The sequence below is a fragment of the Psychrobacillus sp. FSL H8-0484 genome (assembly GCF_038005325.1).
In the GTDB taxonomy this organism is placed as follows: domain Bacteria; phylum Bacillota; class Bacilli; order Bacillales_A; family Planococcaceae; genus Psychrobacillus.
Window position 1 is genome coordinate 2231004 of sequence record NZ_JBBOSZ010000001.1, and the last position, 21184, is coordinate 2252187.

General features: G+C 33.3%; 29 protein-coding genes, 1 tRNA gene and 1 pseudogene. 4 read left to right on the forward strand and 27 right to left on the reverse strand.

Annotated elements, in window-relative coordinates:
- Nucleotides 1-261: 261 nt before the first annotated feature.
- Complete coding sequence (locus MHH81_RS10790; protein ID WP_340920973.1) at nt 262-753, reverse strand: DinB family protein; 492 nt, start codon at nt 751-753, stop codon at nt 262-264.
- 165 nt (nt 754-918) lie between these two features.
- Nucleotides 919-1029 (reverse strand): annotated as a pseudogene (locus MHH81_RS10795) (VOC family protein); the annotation flags it as partial.
- A gap of 343 nt (nt 1030-1372) precedes the next feature.
- Here MHH81_RS10795 and MHH81_RS10800 point away from each other — a divergent pair.
- Entirely contained in the window at nt 1373-2293 is a 921-nt protein-coding gene (locus MHH81_RS10800) for a hypothetical protein (protein ID WP_340920977.1), read from the forward strand.
- A gap of 324 nt (nt 2294-2617) precedes the next feature.
- Here MHH81_RS10800 and MHH81_RS10805 read toward each other — a convergent pair whose 3' ends face one another.
- The 8 genes from MHH81_RS10805 to speD form a co-directional block, all read right to left on the reverse strand.
- The gene (locus MHH81_RS10805) at nt 2618-3274 is read right to left on the reverse strand and encodes an HAD family hydrolase (RefSeq protein WP_340925223.1); all 657 of its coding nucleotides are present in this window, start codon (nt 3272-3274) and stop codon (nt 2618-2620) included.
- A 28-nt stretch (nt 3275-3302) separates the two neighbouring features.
- Nucleotides 3303-3845, reverse strand: coding sequence for an NUDIX hydrolase (locus MHH81_RS10810; RefSeq protein WP_340920980.1), 543 nt, complete (start codon nt 3843-3845; stop codon nt 3303-3305).
- Between the two features lie 79 nt (nt 3846-3924).
- Nucleotides 3925-4371: an NUDIX hydrolase gene (locus MHH81_RS10815; protein WP_340920983.1), complete on the reverse strand. Its 447-nt coding sequence runs from the start codon at nt 4369-4371 to the stop codon at nt 3925-3927.
- Nucleotides 4372-4492: 121 nt separating this feature from the next.
- The gene (locus MHH81_RS10820) at nt 4493-4828 is read right to left on the reverse strand and encodes a hypothetical protein (protein WP_340920986.1); all 336 of its coding nucleotides are present in this window, start codon (nt 4826-4828) and stop codon (nt 4493-4495) included.
- Between the two features lie 34 nt (nt 4829-4862).
- A complete protein-coding gene (locus tag MHH81_RS10825; RefSeq protein ID WP_340920989.1) occupies nt 4863-5513 on the reverse strand; it encodes a hypothetical protein in 651 nt (216 codons plus the stop codon).
- A 30-nt stretch (nt 5514-5543) separates the two neighbouring features.
- Nucleotides 5544-6326, reverse strand: coding sequence for an aminoglycoside phosphotransferase family protein (locus tag MHH81_RS10830; protein WP_340920991.1), 783 nt, complete (start codon nt 6324-6326; stop codon nt 5544-5546).
- Between the two features lie 940 nt (nt 6327-7266).
- Complete coding sequence (locus tag MHH81_RS10835; RefSeq protein ID WP_340920993.1) at nt 7267-7746, reverse strand: YjdJ family protein; 480 nt, start codon at nt 7744-7746, stop codon at nt 7267-7269.
- 219 nt (nt 7747-7965) lie between these two features.
- Nucleotides 7966-8781, reverse strand: coding sequence for an adenosylmethionine decarboxylase (speD, locus tag MHH81_RS10840; protein WP_340920995.1), 816 nt, complete (start codon nt 8779-8781; stop codon nt 7966-7968).
- A 564-nt stretch (nt 8782-9345) separates the two neighbouring features.
- Between speD and MHH81_RS10845 the strand changes: the two genes are divergently transcribed.
- Nucleotides 9346-9418: transfer RNA gene (locus MHH81_RS10845), tRNA-Val, on the forward strand.
- 165 nt (nt 9419-9583) lie between these two features.
- Here MHH81_RS10845 and MHH81_RS10850 read toward each other — a convergent pair.
- The 14 genes from MHH81_RS10850 to MHH81_RS10915 form a co-directional block, all read right to left on the reverse strand.
- A complete protein-coding gene (locus tag MHH81_RS10850; RefSeq protein ID WP_340920998.1) occupies nt 9584-9850 on the reverse strand; it encodes a CPCC family cysteine-rich protein in 267 nt (88 codons plus the stop codon).
- Between the two features lie 485 nt (nt 9851-10335).
- On the reverse strand, nt 10336-10503 hold the full coding sequence (locus MHH81_RS10855) for a hypothetical protein (RefSeq protein ID WP_340920999.1): 168 nt from the start codon (nt 10501-10503) through the stop codon (nt 10336-10338).
- Nucleotides 10504-10538: 35 nt separating this feature from the next.
- Nucleotides 10539-10661 carry a hypothetical protein gene (locus tag MHH81_RS10860; RefSeq protein ID WP_282244160.1) on the reverse strand — a complete coding sequence of 41 codons (123 nt, stop codon included), beginning with the start codon at nt 10659-10661 and terminating at the stop codon, nt 10539-10541.
- 626 nt (nt 10662-11287) lie between these two features.
- Nucleotides 11288-11572 carry a hypothetical protein gene (locus MHH81_RS10865; RefSeq protein ID WP_340921003.1) on the reverse strand — a complete coding sequence of 95 codons (285 nt, stop codon included), beginning with the start codon at nt 11570-11572 and terminating at the stop codon, nt 11288-11290.
- A 114-nt stretch (nt 11573-11686) separates the two neighbouring features.
- On the reverse strand, nt 11687-12496 hold the full coding sequence (locus tag MHH81_RS10870) for an alpha/beta fold hydrolase (protein WP_340921005.1): 810 nt from the start codon (nt 12494-12496) through the stop codon (nt 11687-11689).
- A 198-nt stretch (nt 12497-12694) separates the two neighbouring features.
- Nucleotides 12695-12895, reverse strand: a complete 201-nt coding sequence (locus MHH81_RS10875; protein ID WP_340921007.1) for a hypothetical protein — start codon at nt 12893-12895, stop codon at nt 12695-12697.
- 211 nt (nt 12896-13106) lie between these two features.
- Complete coding sequence (locus MHH81_RS10880; RefSeq protein WP_340921008.1) at nt 13107-13274, reverse strand: hypothetical protein; 168 nt, start codon at nt 13272-13274, stop codon at nt 13107-13109.
- 36 nt (nt 13275-13310) lie between these two features.
- Nucleotides 13311-13580 (reverse strand): hypothetical protein, encoded by a 270-nt coding sequence (locus MHH81_RS10885; protein ID WP_340921010.1) that lies wholly within the window; start codon nt 13578-13580, stop codon nt 13311-13313.
- 33 nt (nt 13581-13613) lie between these two features.
- On the reverse strand, nt 13614-14675 hold the full coding sequence (locus MHH81_RS10890) for an S-layer homology domain-containing protein (protein ID WP_340921011.1): 1062 nt from the start codon (nt 14673-14675) through the stop codon (nt 13614-13616).
- A gap of 319 nt (nt 14676-14994) precedes the next feature.
- Nucleotides 14995-15318: a hypothetical protein gene (locus MHH81_RS10895; RefSeq protein ID WP_340921013.1), complete on the reverse strand. Its 324-nt coding sequence runs from the start codon at nt 15316-15318 to the stop codon at nt 14995-14997.
- Between the two features lie 149 nt (nt 15319-15467).
- Complete coding sequence (locus MHH81_RS10900) at nt 15468-15695, reverse strand: YczI family protein (RefSeq protein WP_340925224.1); 228 nt, start codon at nt 15693-15695, stop codon at nt 15468-15470.
- Nucleotides 15696-15850: 155 nt separating this feature from the next.
- Nucleotides 15851-16012 carry a hypothetical protein gene (locus tag MHH81_RS10905; protein ID WP_340921015.1) on the reverse strand — a complete coding sequence of 54 codons (162 nt, stop codon included), beginning with the start codon at nt 16010-16012 and terminating at the stop codon, nt 15851-15853.
- A gap of 90 nt (nt 16013-16102) precedes the next feature.
- Entirely contained in the window at nt 16103-16495 is a 393-nt protein-coding gene (locus MHH81_RS10910; RefSeq protein WP_340921017.1) for a hypothetical protein, read from the reverse strand.
- Between the two features lie 249 nt (nt 16496-16744).
- Nucleotides 16745-16909, reverse strand: a complete 165-nt coding sequence (locus MHH81_RS10915) for a hypothetical protein (RefSeq protein ID WP_340921019.1) — start codon at nt 16907-16909, stop codon at nt 16745-16747.
- 719 nt (nt 16910-17628) lie between these two features.
- On the opposite strand from MHH81_RS10915, the gene MHH81_RS10920 reads away from it, so the two are divergent.
- The gene (locus tag MHH81_RS10920; protein ID WP_340921021.1) at nt 17629-18198 is read left to right on the forward strand and encodes a sigma-70 family RNA polymerase sigma factor; all 570 of its coding nucleotides are present in this window, start codon (nt 17629-17631) and stop codon (nt 18196-18198) included.
- Nucleotides 18195-19211 (forward strand): DUF4179 domain-containing protein, encoded by a 1017-nt coding sequence (locus tag MHH81_RS10925; RefSeq protein ID WP_340921023.1) that lies wholly within the window; start codon nt 18195-18197, stop codon nt 19209-19211. The genes MHH81_RS10920 and MHH81_RS10925 overlap by 4 nt, the downstream gene beginning before the upstream one ends.
- Before the next feature lie 171 nt (nt 19212-19382).
- Here the strand turns inward: MHH81_RS10925 and MHH81_RS10930 are convergent, their stop codons facing one another.
- The 3 genes from MHH81_RS10930 to MHH81_RS10940 all read right to left on the reverse strand — a co-directional run bounded on the left by MHH81_RS10930 (nt 19383) and on the right by MHH81_RS10940 (nt 20810).
- Nucleotides 19383-19859, reverse strand: a complete 477-nt coding sequence (locus MHH81_RS10930) for a hypothetical protein (RefSeq protein ID WP_340921025.1) — start codon at nt 19857-19859, stop codon at nt 19383-19385.
- A 333-nt stretch (nt 19860-20192) separates the two neighbouring features.
- Nucleotides 20193-20423: a hypothetical protein gene (locus tag MHH81_RS10935; protein WP_340921027.1), complete on the reverse strand. Its 231-nt coding sequence runs from the start codon at nt 20421-20423 to the stop codon at nt 20193-20195.
- A gap of 117 nt (nt 20424-20540) precedes the next feature.
- Entirely contained in the window at nt 20541-20810 is a 270-nt protein-coding gene (locus MHH81_RS10940) for a hypothetical protein (RefSeq protein WP_340921029.1), read from the reverse strand.
- Nucleotides 20811-21184 lie beyond the last annotated feature (374 nt).

Here is a 21184-nt window from a genome sequence, read left to right on the forward strand (position 1 = left end):
GTTCAATTACTTTTCCAGAGTTTGAAAATTTAAAGATTCCTATTATCAAATAAACCATACTAAAAGCCCAAGTAATTCCAGCAACCTCTATTTGAATTGAATTTTCTTCAGATGCCATTATGTGTTCATAATCAAAGGCTTTGTTAAGTAGTATTGTTGTTTTTCATGTATAAAATATGGGAACGTCCGATTTGGACGTTCCCGTTCTTATTCCATTAAAGCCCCCTATAATGGAATAACTGTAAAGCTAATGAAGCTTTTTTAAAAGCTGCGTTTCCCTGCCCAAGCTCCTTGCATTTTACTTAGGAATACAATTTCCCCAATATGATATGCGTCGTGCAATGCTAAACTCTTCAGTTCAAGCACTAATGATCTTTCTCCAGGGATCTGTCTATACAAATCTTCATGTTCTGATTTTGCTAGTATTTTTTCAAGTTCACGATGAACATAAAAGTATTCTTGTTTTGTTTCCTTCCAATTTTGAAACGTCTCAGTTGGTAATCGAAATGTAGATTCATTATCTTCTGCCTGGGGTTCATTCGCTGCTTCACCAAGAAATCGCATCAGAAGTCTCTTTTTATAGAAAAGTAAATGACAAACTAATTCCGAAATGGAATTCATTGCCCCCTCAACTGGTTTCCAAATTGCCTGTTCAAAAGTAATATCCTCTAGCACTTTTTCAAGTGGAGGAAACCAGTCTTCTTCATCTAAGCAGCTTGCCCATTGTTGTAACAAAAGTGTCTTTACATCCATTTTCTATTCCCTCCAATTTAATATCTCCCTTTATATATACTAATTCGATTTACTTATCTAAACTCCATCTTGTTCAACTAAACTGCCCCGTTAGCCATCCATGCAGCACAAAATATTGATGCACCACAGAGAATGAAAATGGTTAAGAGGAGTCAATTTCAATATTTATCTGATTTTCTCGGCCAACTCTAAAATAATTCCCTCTGGACCACGAACATAACATAACTTATAACTTTCTTCATACTGCTGTATCTCACTAAAGATTTCCGTGCCCTTTATTTAGGACTTGAAGTGCAAGCGGAATGGGAATTGGATGGAGAACAGATAGACAGAATAGTTGGGCTTAATGATGTTTCATGTGAGTATAAACGTAAATGATCTTTCAGAGGCTAAAGCGTTTTTTCTTAAATATATTAGGAACAAATAATAAGCTTTTTATCTACTTTCATCGTGAATATAATCTCTACGTTCAAAGCTATAGATTAGTAAACTACTATAGAAAGCTGATTTTTATATTATAAGAGAGTTTAGCACAATCAAATATATTAAATCTTTCATATACTTTAATGTACTTATCATTTGAAAGGATGATGTATATGGGAATAAGACCGTATTTGATTTGATTGATTTGGGTACGCTTGGGGGAACCAACAGTTTTGCTAATGATATAAATGAACGTGGACAGATTGTAGGAGCGTCTAGGACGGATAATGATTCGGAACTGCATGCTTTCCTATGGGAAAACGGTGTGATGACCGATCTTGGTACGCTTGGTGGTAGCTTTATCTATAGTTTTGCTATTAGTATAAATGAACATGGACAGATTGTGGGATATTCGGTAACGGCTAATTTTGAGGAAACTCATGCTTTCCTATGGGAAAACGGTGTGATGACCGATCTCGGTACGTTTGGTGGTAGCTTTAGTGCAGCTCTTGGTATTAATAACCATGGACAGATTGTGGGAGTTTCGGAAACGGCTAATGGGGAAGATCGTGCTTTCCTATGGCAAAACGGTGTGATGACCGATCTCGGTACGCTCGGTGGTAGCGCTAGTGGAGCTACTAGTATAAATGAACGTGGACAGATTGTAGGTTTTTCGGAAACGGCTAATGGGGAAACGCATGCTTTCCTATGGCAAAACGGTGTGATGACCGATCTCGGTACCCTCGGTGGTAGCACTAGTGGAGCTACTAGTATAAATGAACGTGAACAGGTTGTGGGATCTTCTTTAACGACTAATGGGGAAGATCATGCTTTCCTATGGCAAAATGGTGTGATGATCGATCTCGGTACGCTCGGAGGAACCTTCAGTGTTGCTTTTGATATTAATAACCGTAGACAGGTTGTGGGATTTTCGGAAATAGCTAATGGAAATGGGGAAGTTCGTGCTTTCTTATGGCAAAACGGTGTGATGAACGAACTCGGTACAGAAACTTTCATTGATGCTTTGGGTATTAATGACCGTACACAGATTGTAGGATCTTTTTTAGCAGCTAATGAGGGAGTTCATGCTTACCTATGGCAAAAGCAGATTCCATAATTCGCTTTAAAGTTTTTTCTAAGTACTCCTAACCTTCGCTTAACCCTGTCTAAACAAGCAACAAGCAAAGAGCTCTTTGCTGATTTGAAATAATGTTTGTTCAATAACCCCCTAACAAACCCGTATTTTAGGGTCAATAAGAAGAATCCATTTTGAAAAAAGATTTAACAAAATGGATTCTTTCTTGTAATTTTAATATAAAGTTTTTATAAAAAAGTTTGATTATTTTCTAACCGTGGTCCAGTTAGCGGTAGTTCGACCTTTTTCGATTTGAACACCATTGAATGGATATGCTTTTTGTATAGTAAGAAGCAAACGCTCCATTTAGGTACTAACTGTTTTTTTGATAACATCACACAACGATTCATGACTCATAGAATGAAGTTCATAATCATGATCTTTGAATACTAAATTTCTAGTAACATCATTAGGCACTATCACACACCTAATACCTGCTTGTTTTGCTGCGTTTAATCCGTTTAACGAATCCTCGAACACTATCACTTCTGTTGGTAATAAATTGCAGTCTCTTAATGTCTTCATATAGAGTTCAGGATCTGGTTTAACCCTAGTCACATCCTCTTTTGTATTTATTACTTCAAAATAATCAATAATTCGTAGCTGTTCTAGATATGAATGAACCCAATCTCTAGATGAACTTGAAGCTAAACCAATTACTAAGTTGTATTCTTTTGCTTCATCTAAATATGCTTTAACTCCTTCTCTAAGTAAAGGTTCTTTCATTTTATCCTTATATTTATTGAATGCTTCTTCCTCTATTTGCTCACAATCTACTGAGTTTCCTGCTATTTCACGAAAGTATTGATATAAGATTTCATTGCCTGTTCCAATACAATTGGAGTAACCTGCTAAATCTAATGAAACCGCATGCTTTTCAAATAGTGTTTCTTTAAACGATTCGTACCATACTGTCTCTGTATCTACTATTAAACCATCAAAATCAAATATGATTCCTTTAATCACTATTTCATCACTCCCTCCGTTGAGATCAATTATCTAAGAACGATTTAGACATATAGTAAGCACTCACAGTAAATAGTTGATTGATTTCGCCTTTAGCAATCATCGGTTCCAAATCATTAAAATCCACCAAATGAATGTCAATAAACTCTGTTGGATCTAATTCTTGTTCAAAAGCTTTATACGCATCCAATAGTAAAAAGGTAATTACTTTATTCGTTTGTGTTGCTGGGTTCACATAAAACTCACCAAGTAATATTGGATTTCTTTCTGTTATAAAGCCAGTCTCTTCCCTAACTTCTCTTAAAATAGCTGTCTCATATGCTTCATTCCCCTCTGGTTTACCAGCAGGTATTTCTAAAAAGTAGTCTTGAGCTGCATACCTATACTGCTTGACGAGGACAATCTGTTTATCCTTTGTTAGAACAACGGCATTTACCCAATCAGCATATTCATTTACATAATAGCTTTCTATTTTTTGTCCATCCGGTAGCTCACAACTATCTTTTCGCAGATTTCCGTATGGAGTTTTATATACATAACTCGAATTCAACGTTTTCCAACTCTTCATCGTAATTTCTCCTTTGATATTTTCACTAAAATAATTGTTGTTTAATATACTCCTTGATTTTCAGTTTCATTATCGTAGCTCATACAATCATCTCCATATTATCTAGAATTAAGTTACTAAGTCCGTTTGGATAGAGTACCTTTTTTTCGTTAAAAAGTTCTTGTAAAGGAACCCATTTTGCTAATGTAATTTTACTTCCTTCCACAACTTTAAAACTTTCTTTTTGATATAGGCTTCTATCTTCAAATTCCACTAAATAAATTTGAATAATCTCATGACCAATAGTTTCATCTATTTTAAATATGTTTTCTAAACAAGAAATATAGTTTTTAATAGCAATTTTTACTTCTATTTCCTCTTGGTACTCTCTGATTACCGTTTCACTTGATATTTCGCCAAGTTCAATCGTGCCGCCAATTGGCCGATAAAATATTCCTGTTCCCTTTGAATGTTTCCCTTTTTGTTCTTCTAAGAGAATCATATTATCTTTAACTATTAATCCTAATGATTTAGCTTTTGGAAACATTCATATCCCTCCACTACTTTAAGTAATAATTAACTAAGTTCATTTCTCACTAGGCTATTAATTAAATGTAATGCCTTTTGCAAATAACCTTTTAATTATAATAATTTTCAGTTAATTTATATCAGAGAGACTTTCCACATTCGGAACAAAACTTGGAAGTTCGAGCAGTTGCATGTCCACAATCGGAGCAATACTGAATGGAATCCGATAATCCCTCTTTCAATCCTTGTCCAGCAGCTCTCATTTGATCTCTCAAAACATCTTCATTTAACTTTTGAATTTTCTTTCGATATCCCACTCCCGTTAGGATAAATCCAACAAAAATAACAGGCATCGAGACAAAACCTAACCAGAAATACTTTGGTTGTTCAAAACCTTCTAAAGTTAGAAACTCAAATAATGAAAAAGTAATACCAGCTAAACCCAAAAATACTATAAACGGACCGATAATTTTCATTTTTATTCCCCCAAATTACCATTTAAAGTAACTTTTACTTTTTAACAACCTCTATCTGTGTAGTATCTAGTCCTAACCTTTCCTTTAACTCTTCTGTAATAAAAAATGAAATGGTTGAAGCGCTTTCTAGTTTTTCATATTTATAATGTAATCCAGTTGTAAGTGTTCCATCCGTCCAATATGTTTCTGTTGGGGGTGGCGTTAACTGTTGTAAATGTTCTTCATATTTCCCGCTAATTGCACCTTGGCTATAAATGTCATATGGCAATGGATTATACGGCGCTTGTATTTGAACCAAGGAAATCTCCATTATATTTTCTTGGATTTCTACGTATCCATTCTTAGGTATTGGCTGATTGTTAACTGTTAACGAATAAGTCCATTGTTTTTTTGCAAGCTCAAGTAATTCCGATTCACTTAAAAATAGCAATGCATCTTCCGTAAACTGTTCATAATAAGTTATTTGTTCTTTTGCATAGTTCAAGTCAATATTTTGAGCATCTAATTCGTTTAACAGTTCTTCATTTTGTTTCTTTAGCTTATCTATTTGTTCCTTTTGTTCTTCTATTAATAAGCCGTTTTCCTCTAATGCTTTCTGTTTATCTACTGAACTAGTATCCTCACAACCCCATAAAATACTAATAACTATTATGCTGAATGAAAAGAGTATCGTCTTCTTCCACATGATTATTTCACCCTATTCGTTGGATAAATTTTAAAAAAACTCGTATAAACCCCCATCAAAATAGTCGAATTCTTCCGCCGTAATCATTTGCAAACTATACCCCTTATAAAAAGCCTTTAGCATTGCTTCATTGTCTTTAATAGAACGAATGGCTAGTGCGATATCATAGCGAGGATCGCCATTGGCTGCTCCAGATAAATCAATAAATGTCTGAACTCTTCCATTGGAAACAAGGACATTATCAATTGTGCAATCACCATGAATCAACACTTGTTTAGACCGAATAGGTGGATGTTTTATTAATTGATCCAGCAACTCTTGATTCCCATCCACTTCATAGTTTTGTAAGTTGTAAGCCGCTTTTTGTAATTGTGTATCTAGCCAATTTCCTTCCGTAATCCAAGCTGTTGGCGGTTGTGTTTTGTGCAATTGCTGTAAAAGCTCTCCAAAACTTTGGATAAGAGCATATTTTTCAGCATCTGATGGAGATTGTTGAAGTGCTTCTCTTAAGGTCACTCCTTCCTCCAAACTCATAAGTAAATAACTCTTATCTTCATCTTCTACAAAATGAAAGTAGGTTGGTAAAGGCAAGTCTGTTTCTTCATTCAAGCATTTCATGATTTCTGCTTCTTGCGAAAGCCATTCTCTATATTTTAATTTGCTGGCTACTTTACATACAAACTGACCTTTATCCGTATGAAGAAGCGTTACTTCAGAAGTTGCACCTTGTCTTTTAGGATAAGAAAACGAAATTACTTTACCTATGTAATTAACAAACTGTGCAGGAATATTGGGTTTTATTTGTTTATTCATAATAGCTCCTAACTTGTGTTTTTGTTAGATATTCGGACAAAATACGATGCTCACATAAAAGTAGGATTTACTCTCAGTTAATTTGGGAGTCCTCCTTAGGAACACTTTCGATGACAGATGTAAAGAAATAAATAAATGTCAAATAAAACGGAAAAGTAATTAGCTGAACTATAATAAGAAGGCCTTGTACTGGTGCAGGTTTATCACCTGGATAAGTAATAGGAAATAGGTATGCGAAAAGAAACTGAAAGAAGATTAAATACGGAAGCCAAAGAATTGCTGACCAATACCCAACTTTTCTTCCTTGCAGCCAATTTCTTTTAATAACGTAGATTAGGATTGTTGATAGGAAAAAACCTACAATATGTAAAACGGCTGTTAAGTCAGTTATTAAATCTGCCTCCCAACCCGTTAACCGCCAAATTCGATAGAAGTTGAGCTGAAGTTCAATAGAAAGGAATAGCATAAATGCATAAAGAACACTAACAGTATTTAAAATAGAAAGAAATATCTGAGGGCGAATATTCCCCTTGTATTTTTTTCAAAGGATTCATCCTAATCCACTATTATTATACAATAAAAAATATTTAGTTAATTAAAAACAAAAAAAAGAGAATTATACTATGAAAATGAAAGCAATTGAGCTTTCGATAACTATTATCTTCTTGGTCATATAGTTTAGAAGAATCAACGGTTATATTAAATGCATTCAAGTGATTGCTATCATCTGACATGTATGGTTCAATGGATACTACTTCAAACGAAACGCCCTGTCAGTCGCCAACAATTCGCTGTATTCTAAACCGAACATTAAAAACAATGGAAGAAATTTAATAATATAAAGAAGGGTAGGAGAGCTTCTTCTACCCTTCTTTCAATCTAAAAAGAAACGGCCTGGTTGCCTTTCTTCAAAATAAACCTACAGGCATAGGTACATCTTTTATGTGTTAATAGTCTCCTTTTGTTGAGCATTTCTTATCCAACCCATACCTGCAACGGCCATAAATATAAAGCCACATACTGAGGTGAGCCAGAAAAAAATTCTTCCACCATTTGTTGGTGAATTATAAACGAGACCACTTACCACTAGCAATATACACCCGATCAATCCAAAATAACCTATAGTCCAATCATAATTACATTTCAATAGATAATAACCAATTACACATAGAATGTAGATTCCGCTGACCATCATAATTGTTGGAAATAATGGTTGGAATTTAGCGGCATAAACAAAATAATCTAGCTGGCTAATATCACGACCATCCATAATGTCCATATGTAATAATTTAGTAAATGGTGTTGAATACTTCCATTCCCATGGATGATTCATAATGGCACTGCCTTCATACCAAGCGATAAATGTTGCAGTACATAATACAACCGATCCAATAATGAGTTGTATAATATATTTAAACAAAAATCATCCCCCTAACATGCTTAAAATATTCCGTATATTACCAAGACGTAAAGGGAATATTTGAGTTCCTAATTGTTATATTTATTTGTAAATAAATTTACATTTCCTTGTTACTTGACTACACTTCTTTTAGACAAAAAAAATGTCTACCAAATCAACGATGAATTTGATAGACACTTTGACTTTTGATCTTATGGATGCATTAGTTACATATAAATTTTATTCTGTTCTTGCCATGTTTTTAGCATAAAAAATCTCATCCATTTCTGTTTTTAACTTCTTCGTGATTAATATCTTCTCATCCTCAGTTAACTCGTCTTCTGTATAACCAAATAAGTAATTATTTAAATCAAATTTCTTTAGCTTGCATTTTGTATGAAATATATTTTCTTGGTATACGTTTACATCAATCATTTGAAAATTTTCTTGTAAACCTACCGGTATATAGTTTTGAATAGAGTTTATATCATGATCGATAAATAATTTATGACCCCTTACATCTCTAGTAAAGCCCCGTACACGATAATCCATAACCATAACGTCTGTCTCAAATGAATGAATTAAATAATTCAACGCTTTCAATGGAGAAATTTCTCCACATGTGGAAATATCAATATCTGCTCGAAATGTACTAATTCCTTCATCCGGGTGATATTCAGGATAAGTATGAACGGTTATATGACTTTTATCTAAATGTCCCACTACGGTTTCAGGTAGAGGTCCTGGTGATTCTTTAAAAGAATCCACGGAAGAATCATCGACAGGTCCTTCGGAAACCAAGATTGTCACGCTTGCTCCCTGCGGTTCATAATCTTGCTTAGCAATGTTTAAAATATTTGCCTCAATAATCTCAGATACTTTAGTTAATATTTTTGTCAATCGATCTGCATTATATTGCTCATCAATGTACTCAATATATTTCTCACGTTCTTCTTTCGTTCTTGTAAAACAAATATCATACATATTGAAACTTAATGTCTTTGTAAGGTTATTAAAGCCATGTAACTCAATTCTTTGTTTAGGGGTTAAACTCATTTTTATAGTACCTCTCTTCTGCTAAAATTTCAGGACAATTAATGAAGGAATGTAAAAATCTCTATCACAATCCCCTTCTTATTTTAGTTTCCCTCAAATCGATTTTTCTAAAACATAAAAATAAATAACAAACAAAATGGAGAACTTTATATTTTATTCATACAGTCTCTATCAAAATTACGATTTCTTCTAGAATTCTTTGCAATTTACCCCCATTGTAATAAGCATCTAGCATCTTTTTATATACTTTAAGAAACGAATAACTAATGCTATATCATATGCAGCTTTAGAAAAATCAATAAAGATATGTACTTTCTCAATGGAAAAACGACATAATCATTCCTCGCAATTTAATTCATTTTTCCCATAGAAACTTTGTTTAATTTAACAGAGCTTTTAATTTACAAGAAAAAAAGCCAGCTAATGCCTGTAATCCAGAGGTTATTTACCTTAAATGACTAAACTATATAATGCTTTCTAAATTAGGTATGTACGACCACCTTATTTTGTGCTACTATTTAGATTAGCAACATTTGGTATATATATTTTTTATATACATATAACGGTCTTGTAGCTCAGTTGGGAGAGCACCACCTCGACAAGGTGGGGGTCGCAAGTTCGAGACTTGTCGAGACCATATCGGTATTCAAAACCCCGTCACGTCAACGTTTAATAGCGTTAGCGTGTGCGGGGTTTTATTCGTTTAAGGCGAAAGGTGTACGCCTTCCCTCTACCCCGTAAAATACCCATACAGGCAGCCACTTGCTTTAACTAAAGCACTCGTTTGCTTAATAAGAAATCACTAATCAAGTGGTTTCCAATTAGAGTCTTTTATATCTTCCTTATTTAGCTTTCGTACTAATTTAATACAATATTCTTCACATGCCCCAAATTTAATGAAGTTCTTTTGTGCTTGCCTTAATGAAATTTCATTTGCCCCACCTTCGTAATCAGGGTCTTGAAATTGAACACCGTCATCCTGCCAAAAACATATTTTGCAAATTGCATCTGTATAAGTTGGTTCTTGTTCTAATATTTTATATCCACAGCAAGGACAAGTATATTTCATGAAATCACCTCGATTATTTTTATGAATTTCTCCATGCTTTCTTGTTGAACTAAACTGCGGCTTTAGTTTATGTGTAACATTTCACAATGCATATCTGAGAACAACATAATCTCGAAAGACTCAAGGGGATATCTCCAATTCCAATAATAATCGTGTTAGAACGCGGGTACCTCTCACTTAATTATCGATATTTCTAATCAAAAAGATCTCTAGTGCGTACTCACACGCGCTAGAGATCTATTCTTAGTTATGAATAGGTAATTGACTACTATCTATATAAATCGAACTAATGAATATCTAAACGAACTAAGTGCAGGAGCCTTAACAGGGGTAGCCAAAGTCATCAGACCAGCGTCTTATGGCGAGGTGCATCCCTAGCGCCGTAGCGAATTCAATGGGATTCTTTATCCCGCATTAACTGGCAGTAATACCCCCACTGATTAAAGGTTCACTTTATATCAACTTATCGTTACCAATTCTGAAGGTTATTTTAAATTTACGCGTGTAAAATAACTCAAGACTCTTTTCAAAAAAGATTTTTGGATTTTCTTTTTTCTAGATAGGTAGTTATGTCCTAATTTATATTGTCTTGCTTCCTTTTCCAAGTCAGCCATCCGTTGCTTTGTATATTCTATATCGTTAATCGTAAACATTATTTTTCTCCTTAAGGAGAAGTCCAATTATATTGTTAAGGTGTGGCTAGCACCATTCCTGTTAGCCACTTTTCACCTAAATAGTGTGTTGGCGACTCCAATTTATTTTTACCTACAAATTTATTAATCTGCTTACCACTCTTTTTTGGTATCATCATTTTTTTTCCTCCTTCATTTATTATTTTTCCGATTAAACCAATAGCATCATTTTAGTCAACTGGGGTTTATCTTTCCCCAACCGGTGCTATCCACTTTCGAGAGATTCCTTTTTTAATAACTTTCTTCGCTGTTTTATGATCATCATCACCAGCACTCCTTTTCTTGTTATTTTGTTTATATATGCAACACGCAATGCGTGAAAACACCAAAGTTTCTAAAAATGCACACAAAAGAGCACACGCTTCTTTACATAAGCGTGTGCTCATAGAAAAAGAACGGCATAACATGCCGTCCGTATTAATTATTTACAAAAAAATAATTAGCGGTTGGGCACGAAATCACTATACGATTATTTTTTAAAGTTCTAAATGTAGTCATTTTCCGTACCTCCATTTCTAATTTGAATATCTAACTACTATAGGATATCATTACTTATTTCTGAATGTCAACATCTTTCTGAATATTATGTATTATTTTTAGGATATCAGCGTCCAAAGCTAAGTAGCTTCCGCAATGGAAAAAAAACGTATAGATCCTTTGAATGATATGTTAGTACGTCGATTATTATTACTTTGTTCTAAACCAAAGTTTTTAGAAGAATTCGGATTAAAGTCGATTAGTCATTCTACAATTGGACGGCGATTATCAGAGCTGAATACGTCCCATTTAGGATATTTTCTCGCCGTTTGGCCAGTTCATTATTTGGTTGGGTTGGTGTTTCCTTTACTACTGGTTCATCAACAACCGTAGTGATAGTTTCTTCTTTTTCACTATTTTTATTTGTTTCAACTGTGGTTACTTCTTGTGGATCTGTTTCTACATCTGTAATGGATGCATCTTCTAAGTTGGTACAACCAACCATAAAGATGGTTGTTAAAAGTAAGATTAAATAGTTCATTTTCTTTTTCATTTTAGGACTCTCCTATAATAGTTTCATACTGTTCATTCTAAAAATCTCGGAATGTTAACATAGATTAACATTGTTAACCTATTGATAATAGTACATTCCAAGATTAACTTTATTTCAGTAGATACTGGTTCGAAAATTCTCCGACTCAAGTCTGTTTAACCAGTTATGAACTAATGCGTTAAATACATCGGTTTGTTCGATTTGTAGGTTGTGACCAGCCATATCAAGCACTGCAAAAGTTGCCCTTGGGTAATCTTCAATTAGTCGCCACGCATCGTGGTATCCGACTACATTGTCCTGACGCCCTGTGATAATTAGCGTGGGATACTCAAGTTTAGATGAAATATCGAAGGTAAAGCCATATCCATTTTGACGAATGTGGTTTAAGAATTCATAATTTGTTTGTTTAGAAGGAAGTAAAATTTCATTTCGAAACCTCTCCCATTCAGTTTGACCTTGCACTACCCCCATGGAGCAAAATACATCAACTTCATCTGGAGACAAATGTGATATCAAGTTGCTGTCTCTTTTTAGAACGGTCTGCTGTGGTACTACCCTTTCATCTAATTCGGGTATAGTCAATGGTGCCATCAGCAGTAATCCACGAACTGTGTCCTGCCGTGAACGGACTATACCTCTGGCAATGTACCCTCCATATGAATTACCACAAATAATAAACGGTTGACCAGGGATAATCTCGTCCAAAAGACGTAATATAGCTTCTAAAATATCATCAGAGTTCTGAATAGATGGTTGTGACTCGGAATGCCCCATACCTGGTAAGTCTATGTATATTCTCTTCCAACCGCTTCGTTTCTCGAATAACGGTTCCATTGCATGTAACATCACTTGATGGTCAAGTGTCCAACCATGCAACATAACTATGGGATATCCTTTTCCAATTACTTTATGGTAAATCGACATGTATTTGTTTCCCCTTTCCCTGTAAACCAGTTGTATCGACATGAGTTTAATCCTCTCATACATATATCACAATTTTAACAAACTTCCTTGTTCAACTGAACTGCTGCGTTAGTTCAATAAGAAAAAAGGACTGCCTAAGCAACCCATGATCTTTAACTAAAGCACCCGTTAGCACAATAAGAAAAGCCTTCGAAATCACTAATTACTCTCTTTACTTTTCTTATAAAAGTTTGATACCACCCCTAATATAATTCCGATAACAATTAAGGGTATAGAAAATGTTGCATATGGTTCAGGAGTATCCGCAATTCCAAATGTCTGATTAAAAGCAAATCCAGCTGCCATTAGCCATACTCCTAAATAAAATAAGATTTTTCCAGTCTTGGTATGCCTTTTCAATAAAAACACCCCTTACATTTCTCATTCTTAAATAACCATCTTAAACTAAACTGCTGCGTTAGTTTAATAAGAAAAAAGAGCTGCATAAGCAACCCCACGATCTTTAACTAAAGCACTCGTTAGTGGAATAAGAAACTATTGCATGAAAGCGAATTTTCATCTAATTCATCTACTACTTTTTGAATGTCTTCATGAACTTCAACTACTAAACTTAGGTCAAGTCCATGCACATAGTAGAGTAAAACATTGGGTCTTCTGTTTTAGATCCTATTTGATATTGTAAAGTCAAACCGCTTGCCAGTGCCGCGTCATACATGTCTTGACCATAAGCCGCAACAATTTCAGAACGATATTCAGAAACAGAGTAGTGTTTATCCATTCCACTATCTGAAGTATTTACTTCTATACCTTTTTCCTAGTAATTTCCTGTACCGTAACTTTTTGGTTTGCATGTTAATTCATATGCACTCCATCCAGTACGGCCTGGTATTTTTCCTCCTGAATATAGATATGTTTTTAGTTCTGCTAATGTAGAAGGATGTTGATTACTATCATGAGCTACGATATCTTTTATTGTGTAAGGACCTGATGGCAATGCAGCATTTGCTGTTATTGGAAAATAGACAAAGATAGAAGTGCTAAACCATAAATATGTCAGAAATAATACAAAAAATATTTTTTTCAATATTTCACCTCCTTTACATTAAAATTAAATTCATTAATTTGAATTAACAGCTATATAAAGACGGCTTTCTAAATAATTAAAGTACATTACGAATTTTCTTGAATTGCTTGTTTTATCGAAAGTCATTACTTTTCCTGTTGTATAAGCTTCATTTATAAGATTAATAGTATCTAATGGAGATAATTGAAGTACATTGCCTGATAGACCATTAAATTTATGATTTAAATTTGCTGTGTCACTTAAATTCATAGGGTATGATATATTGTAATTTGTATTCATTTCAACTAATTTAGCATTGTATTGCTTCTTCAGCTGCTCAGTCAATACTGATGCATCATTTTGTCCTTCTGGTAATGTTACTTTTCCATAGAATGCTTTTCTGTATGGTAAAATTAACCGACCTAATTGGTTATTGCCAAGAGCTAAAATTTCAGCATCTGTCATAGTTTTCAAATCATCTAATGTCACTTCTGTTGTTTTGAAATATTGAGCTCTGTACATAAAAGCAGCATAATGAGCACGAGTTAATGATTGATTTTCTCTGAATGTGCGATCTTCAAAACCTGATGTTATATAAGCTACAGACAAAGCTGTTACATATTTATCATATTTGCTAGATACATCTTTCATTTCATGAGAGCCTCTAGTATCTAGATTGTAAGCAACTGTAAGAATTTTTGCCATCTCTCCACGTGTTAATGATTTATTAGGATTAATATTTCCTTTATTGTCAGCTTCAAGTAATCCAGCTTCCATTAACTTCTTGATATCAGTATAATAAACATTTGATGTTGATAAGTCTTTTGGTTTGTTAAATGAAGTTGTTTTAGGTAAATCTTTAACAGAACGATTGATTAATGCAGCAGCTTGTTTTCTGTTAACTGTTTGATTTGGTTTAAATGTGCCGTCTTCGTACCCACTAATAACTCCTTCTTGAGCCATTGTGTGAATTACATCATAGTTCGCATTACTTTTAGAAACATCTTTAAATGTTTTGTTGTAAGTTGCAGCTTCAGCTTCCATTGTGCCTCCTAAAACAGATGTAGATACAAAAGCAAATGCTGCTGCAGATAATAATAATTTTTTAAATTTCATGTCTAAAAACTCCTTTTTTATGTTTTATTTTGCTATGTTTATTATAGCGATTGTATTATATTGGTACTTCCTTCATAATATATGATATTCACACAATCATTTTTAGATAATATTTCTATCTTATCCTTATTATTAAACAATTTATCAAAAGATATTATTGCAGGATCGTACCGTATAATATACATGGTTAACGATATCTTCTCTTTATATCTTATTATTCTTGTACTTCTATTTTTATTTCCAATAGATAGTCTCACAAATTCTTATTTATGAACAGGTTCGCATTCAAAGGCAATATAGCGATTCAAGAATTCTTCTTCTAACTTATTAAATGGGCTATAAGATTCAACATTTGCAGATGCTGTTTTATCTGAAAATCTTCTAAACCCTTTTCTCGTTCTTTAGTTGAATCAAAGATATAAACCGCTAGCATCTTCCCATCCAGTTCATAATCAGAAGGTCTGACTCCATTAAGTTTCATTCCAAAAATGTTTTTATCTCTAACTTTACTTTCTTTAAGTGACAATCCCTGTTCCTCAAATGAAGATAGTACTTCTTCCAATGAAATTGCATTGGAATCTGTTGCTTGGCAAGCAGTCAGCAAGAAAACCAATGATAGAAATATTAAAGCTACTTTATTCAATAAATCGCCCCCTTAAATTGATAAACGCAATAAAATGTTCAAATCAGTGCTTATTAATAACTTGCCTTCTTCAACTAACCTGCTGCGTTAGTTTAATAAGAATAAGAGTTACCTATGGCAACTCCATGATCTTTTACTAAAGAACACCGTTAGTGAAAAGCATTAAAAGTATTGATGAAAACAAAAAGGACAAAAGCAGATACAAGGAAGGATATTATTGCATTTGTCTTTCGTTTTTCTTTTAGTTCAGAAATTCCTGTAACCAATACCATTGCACCAAAAGAAAACAACATATAAGGTATTACCTGGTCTTTAACAGTTATGAATAAGTATACTGCTAAACTGAATGTAATCACCGCAAAAATAACCCTCATCACATTTAACAAATAATCCCGCTCCCCAATTTAAAAATCGATTCATATCCCGTTAATTGGATTTTATAAAATCACCTCTAAAGCACTCGTTAGTTGAATAAGCACCTTCTTATTTATTACACTTTATGATCGAAATGTGTCCATAGTTTACTTCATCGTTAACTTTGTATTTTTTTATTTTTTCTAAATAAAAATGTAATTATTATACCTACAATAAGAATCATAATAGCTACTTTTTCGCCAACAATATTTTGTCCATACAAGAGAACTGGACTAGCCATTAAAAGTAAACCAATAACTCTAAAAATACTATTGATCATCTATTTTTCACTCCCATATTCTTCTTCAACTAACCTTCTGCGTTAGTTTAAGAAGAACAGAGACGCTTATTAAACAATCTTGCTCGTTTGTTAAAACAGATAGATATAAGCAATTAGTACGGAAACGCCTATTAAGATCATAACAATACTCTTAAAAGCTTTTTCCTCTCCTTTTATCAAACCTACCAACCAATTTACAAACCAACCAAAGAACGTTAAACCAATTCCCAAATGGCGTAAGACTTCTATGCCAGATGCTGAAACAGAGCCTGTAAGAAATACGAGCAAACCAATAAAAATAGGTATAATACCTAAAATAGATAAAGGATGTCTAATTTCTTTTATAAGCTCTATCTGTTTCTCTTTCCCCATTTTTCTGAAGGAATACCAAGAACCCAGAATAGGAATTGCCCATATAAGCACTATATATATAACTTGAATTAGACTCATTCCATCACCTTTTCTGTCCACCTGATTTTCCATACACAAAATGCCCGATTGTTGAACACAAGTTAAACAACACTCTTCAACTAACCTGCTGCTTTACTTTAATACGTTTAAAATAAATAGAAGTTCCAATATTAAACAAATTTCCCATTAGTAATTTTCAAAAATGCATTTGGCTTATTGAACTAAACTGCTACGTTAGTTCAATAAGAAAAAAGCTTTACTCCTTCTTGAAGTAAAGCACCCGGTAGTTTAAAAAGTGAAAAGATAAACAGTATTTCAACTTTAATACCTATTTTTCCAATCATCATAAAAATCTTTAATGGTTGAATGTATTGCATTTAGAGTAATTAAAATTAAGTACAGCATCATAACCGTAGCAATTTCCCCTGTAAAAAATGCAATAACAGCAATAGCAAATATCCAAAAGTAAAACATAGTTTTATTCATTTAAAAAACCTCTCTCTTCCCCTTTTTTCTATCCGAATTTTAACACAGTGCTTATTGTACTAACTTGCTGCGTTAGTTGAGGAACACCTTTTCTTCTACTTCACATTTTGGTCGAACTACGACTAAACTTGTGAAATATTCCCCTGAATTTTTGAAACTTATATCAATATTATCCGTATTTAAGTGGTGAGGTGATAATATGTCAAACCAGAAATTTGTTTGTAAATCCTGCGCTGGTACTACTTTTACCCAAGGTAAAGTTAGTCATGGCTACGCTTTGATAAGATCAATCAATAAAATCTTTTCTTCTGGATCATCACTCACCTATACTTTCTGTAAAGATTGTGGAGAAGTCGCATCCATCAAGGTTGATAAACCGCACAAATTTGGAGCTGAAATTTAGCTCTTTTTTTATGTCGTATTTTGTGTCAAATGTGGCATAAAAAGAATGGAATATTCATATCTCTTATTCAACTAAACTGCCCCGTTAGTTGAACAAGAAAAAAGAGCCGTTTAGCAGCTCAAAGAACTTAACTTATGAAATCTTATAGGAAGTACCATTTAGAATTTTTTTCGAAGAACGCCCACTTAAATAGAACTTAATATATGTTGTTATATTTCTTGTTTAAATATAAATTCAAAAATAGATGCGAATATTACGATGGTCACTTCGTTATAGTTAGTGAAAGAGCTCTTTCAACATATAAGGAGAATAAAACATGGCCGTTTCTAACAAAAATTTTATTAAACGTTTAAAGAAGCAAAAAGAAGACGCATTGGAATATATCATTGTTGAGTATATGCCTTTTGTCAAAGCAATTTCACTTAAAGTGTTACAGCCACTCGGAAAACGTGATTCAGTAGATGACTGTATCAATGACGTATTTTTAGAAGTTTGGAAAAACAGCCATCAATTTAATGGTGATGAAGTTGATTTCAAAAAATGGATTGGCATAATTACGAAGTATAAAGCTATCGATTACTATCGTATCTATGAAAAACAAGTGTCACGTGAAGAACATTTCGATGAATTCAATCAAATCAGCACTCATTCGAGTATACAAAAATCCATTTTAGAACGCGAACAAAAAAATGAGATACTTTTTGAACTAAGCAAACTCGATGAACTAGATCGCGATATTTTTATCATGAAATACTTTTTAGAGATGAATAATAGTGAAATTGCTACATCACTACATTTAACAAAATCAGCAGTTGATAATCGATTGTATCGCGGAAAGAAAAAACTAGCGAAGAATATTAAACTAAAGGAGAGATTTATTATATGACTGACTATAAAAAGTTAGTTGAACTCAATATTGATGAAATTGAACCTGTGGAAGTCAGTGTATTTGAAGAACAACGCGTTAAACAGTATATAATGGGGAGAAAGAAAAAAACAAATGTCTTTAAGTATATTGCGATAGTAGCATCGATTACAATCGGGGCAACGATTGCTACCAGTTTTGCTGTTCCATCACTTGCTTCTCAGATTCCAATTTTCAATAATATTATGAGTTACTTTTCAGATGAAAATTCTTATAATAGTAATTTTACTGATGTCGCAACAGATATTTCACAAGTTAAATCAAGTAATGGTGTATCCATCATAATTGAGGATGCTGTATATGATGGTTCTTCCATTACTGTTTCTTATGCAATTGAAACCGATAAAGATTTAGGATTAAATCCTCGCACGTCAGCAATGTTTGATGTACAAGGTGCAGAGGGAATGGGCTCAACGGGTACGATTGAAAAAGTGAATGAAACAACTTATGTAGGTACAGAAAAAATAACTCCTATTTTTAATGGTTCTAAACCAGATACTATTGAAATTAGTTGGGAACCGGATGCATTCGTAATCACGGAAACAAATGAATCCATTATAGGTGATTGGCAATTTGCATTTGAACTACCAGCTTTGGTAAACAAAAAAGAATTAGTGAATCAATCAGTAACAAATAATGGTGTTACAGTTAAAATCAATTCATATGAAACGAATGATTTATCGACTGTTATTCACTATGAACAAACTGTAGAAAAACACGTTCTAGAAGAATGGCCAGAAGTAACCGTAGAAATTATAAATGTTCAAGATGATTTAGGAAATAAATATAGCGTCGATGGTAACGGAGGCACAAGTCGTGATAACGGATTGTCATTTAAATGGAGTAGCACGATTAAATCTATTGATCCAAATGCAAAATCAATAACCATTATACCCGTTATATATTTTTCTTTTGGTTCAGGTAAAGGACTAGAAAAAAAAGAGATGGATCCAATACGTATCGACCTAAAATAAAATTGAAAAAATAGGCAGAGTTCTTACGATAGAAGAACACTGCCTATTTTCGTGTCAAACAACACTTATTCAACATAATCGCAAAAAAAACTTCTTCTTCAACTAAACTGCTTCGTTAGTTCAATAAAAAAAAATGCTTTACCCCTTCTTGAAGTAAAGCACACCGTTAGCTTAATTAGTTAGTATCAAGTAATAGTATTTTGTATTTTGTAATAAACTAATTAAATCAAATGATGCTTTGAAGGCAATATATATTGCAATACCTGATAACATAGTTATAACTACACCGCTATCTTTAAGCATTTTTCTATTTTTCTTATAAAGGATAAGCGTTGTTATTATAATTATTAATAAGTATGATACCGATATAATTAGTTTTGCCAATACCAATTTACTATCATTTACAGCATTCATGTAATTTACTAAATCGTCTTGATTGGCAGCACTCTCTTCGATAATAGATATATCTCCTTTGTAGCCAACCTTCCAAGAAAATTTATTTTGTTCTTTTAATACGGTGTACTCATAACCCAAAGATTGTTCATCACCAATAATCCCTGAATATTCCTGTGTGTCTTCTTCAGCTTGGGAACAAGCAGATAAGATTAAGGTGAAGCTAAATAACATTAGCAGAATACATTTCTTCAATTGAATTCCTCCCGTCTTTCGGTAAATTCATTATGGCCTTATTCAACTAAACTGCTGCGTTAGTTCAATAAGACAAAGAGTTACCTCTGGCAACCCCATGATTTTTTACTAAAGCACCCGTTAGCCATCCATACAGCACAAAATCAGTGCTGCACCACAGAGAATGAAAATGTTTAGGAAGTGTCAATACTGATACTGACCTTAATCCAGTCTACCGTAATCCATAGACTTATTTATGCTCTCCTCTTTTTTAACGATTAAGTAGGGGTCTTCTTAAGTATTGTCATTTTTCTTTTCTTGAAGAAACTAATTTTCATGGTAGTTTAATAAGAACTACTCTCTATTTCTAATTAATAAATAGATAATAATTCCACTAAAAGTGAATAGAACTGTTCCAATTAAGACCTTTACTATTGAAACACCTATTTGAGTAGTATCCAAACTTGTCTGTTTTATCTCATTGACTGTCCACCAATTATCTATTGAAGAGTGATATAGTGCAAAGTAAAGCCACATTAAAAAACAAAAAAAAGTAAGTAAAAAAGTGCCAACTTTTCTGTTCATGGAACCCCCCCTTTTTTTATCTAAGCCTTTTCAAACCTGCTGCTTTAGTTGAATAAGAAAAAAGGCTTTACTCCTTCTTGAAGTAAAGCACCACGTTATTACTAAAAAATATCAGATTTATTTTGAAGATGTAGAAATTGGTGATATTTGTTTTTCCCAATCAGATGGTCCCTCATTAGGTTCAATAAACTTCCGCCAATACTCTCCACTTTGCTTATCAAATATAATGATATTAGTATCATTTGGTGAGATTAACTCATACCTAACTTGTTCTTCCTGCGTTTTAATAACTCGTTCGGATTTTAAAGACTGTGAAATAAACCATGAACCTAAAAGAATACATATTCCTAAGAAAATAATAGAACAAGACATTAAATGTTTATTCATATACTGACCCCCTTTTAAGACGATACCTTCATTGTATCATTTAGTAAAATATAACATTTTACTTTTTTTCTTATTCAACTAAACTGCTGCTATAGTTCAATAAGAAAAAAAGGCTTTACTCCTTCTTGAAGTAAAGCACCCGTTAGCCGTCCATGCAGCACAAAATATTGCTGCACCACAGAGAATGAAAATGGTTAAGAGGAGTCAATACAAGTAGTCCACCGAAATCCATAGACTTCTTTATCTACACACTCCTCTTTTTTTAAACGATTGAGCAGGGTCTTCTTAAGTGTTGTCATTTTTCTATTCTTGAAGAAATTTATTTTCATGGTAGTTTAAGAACGTGATTTTTTAAATCATCAAATTATACTTTA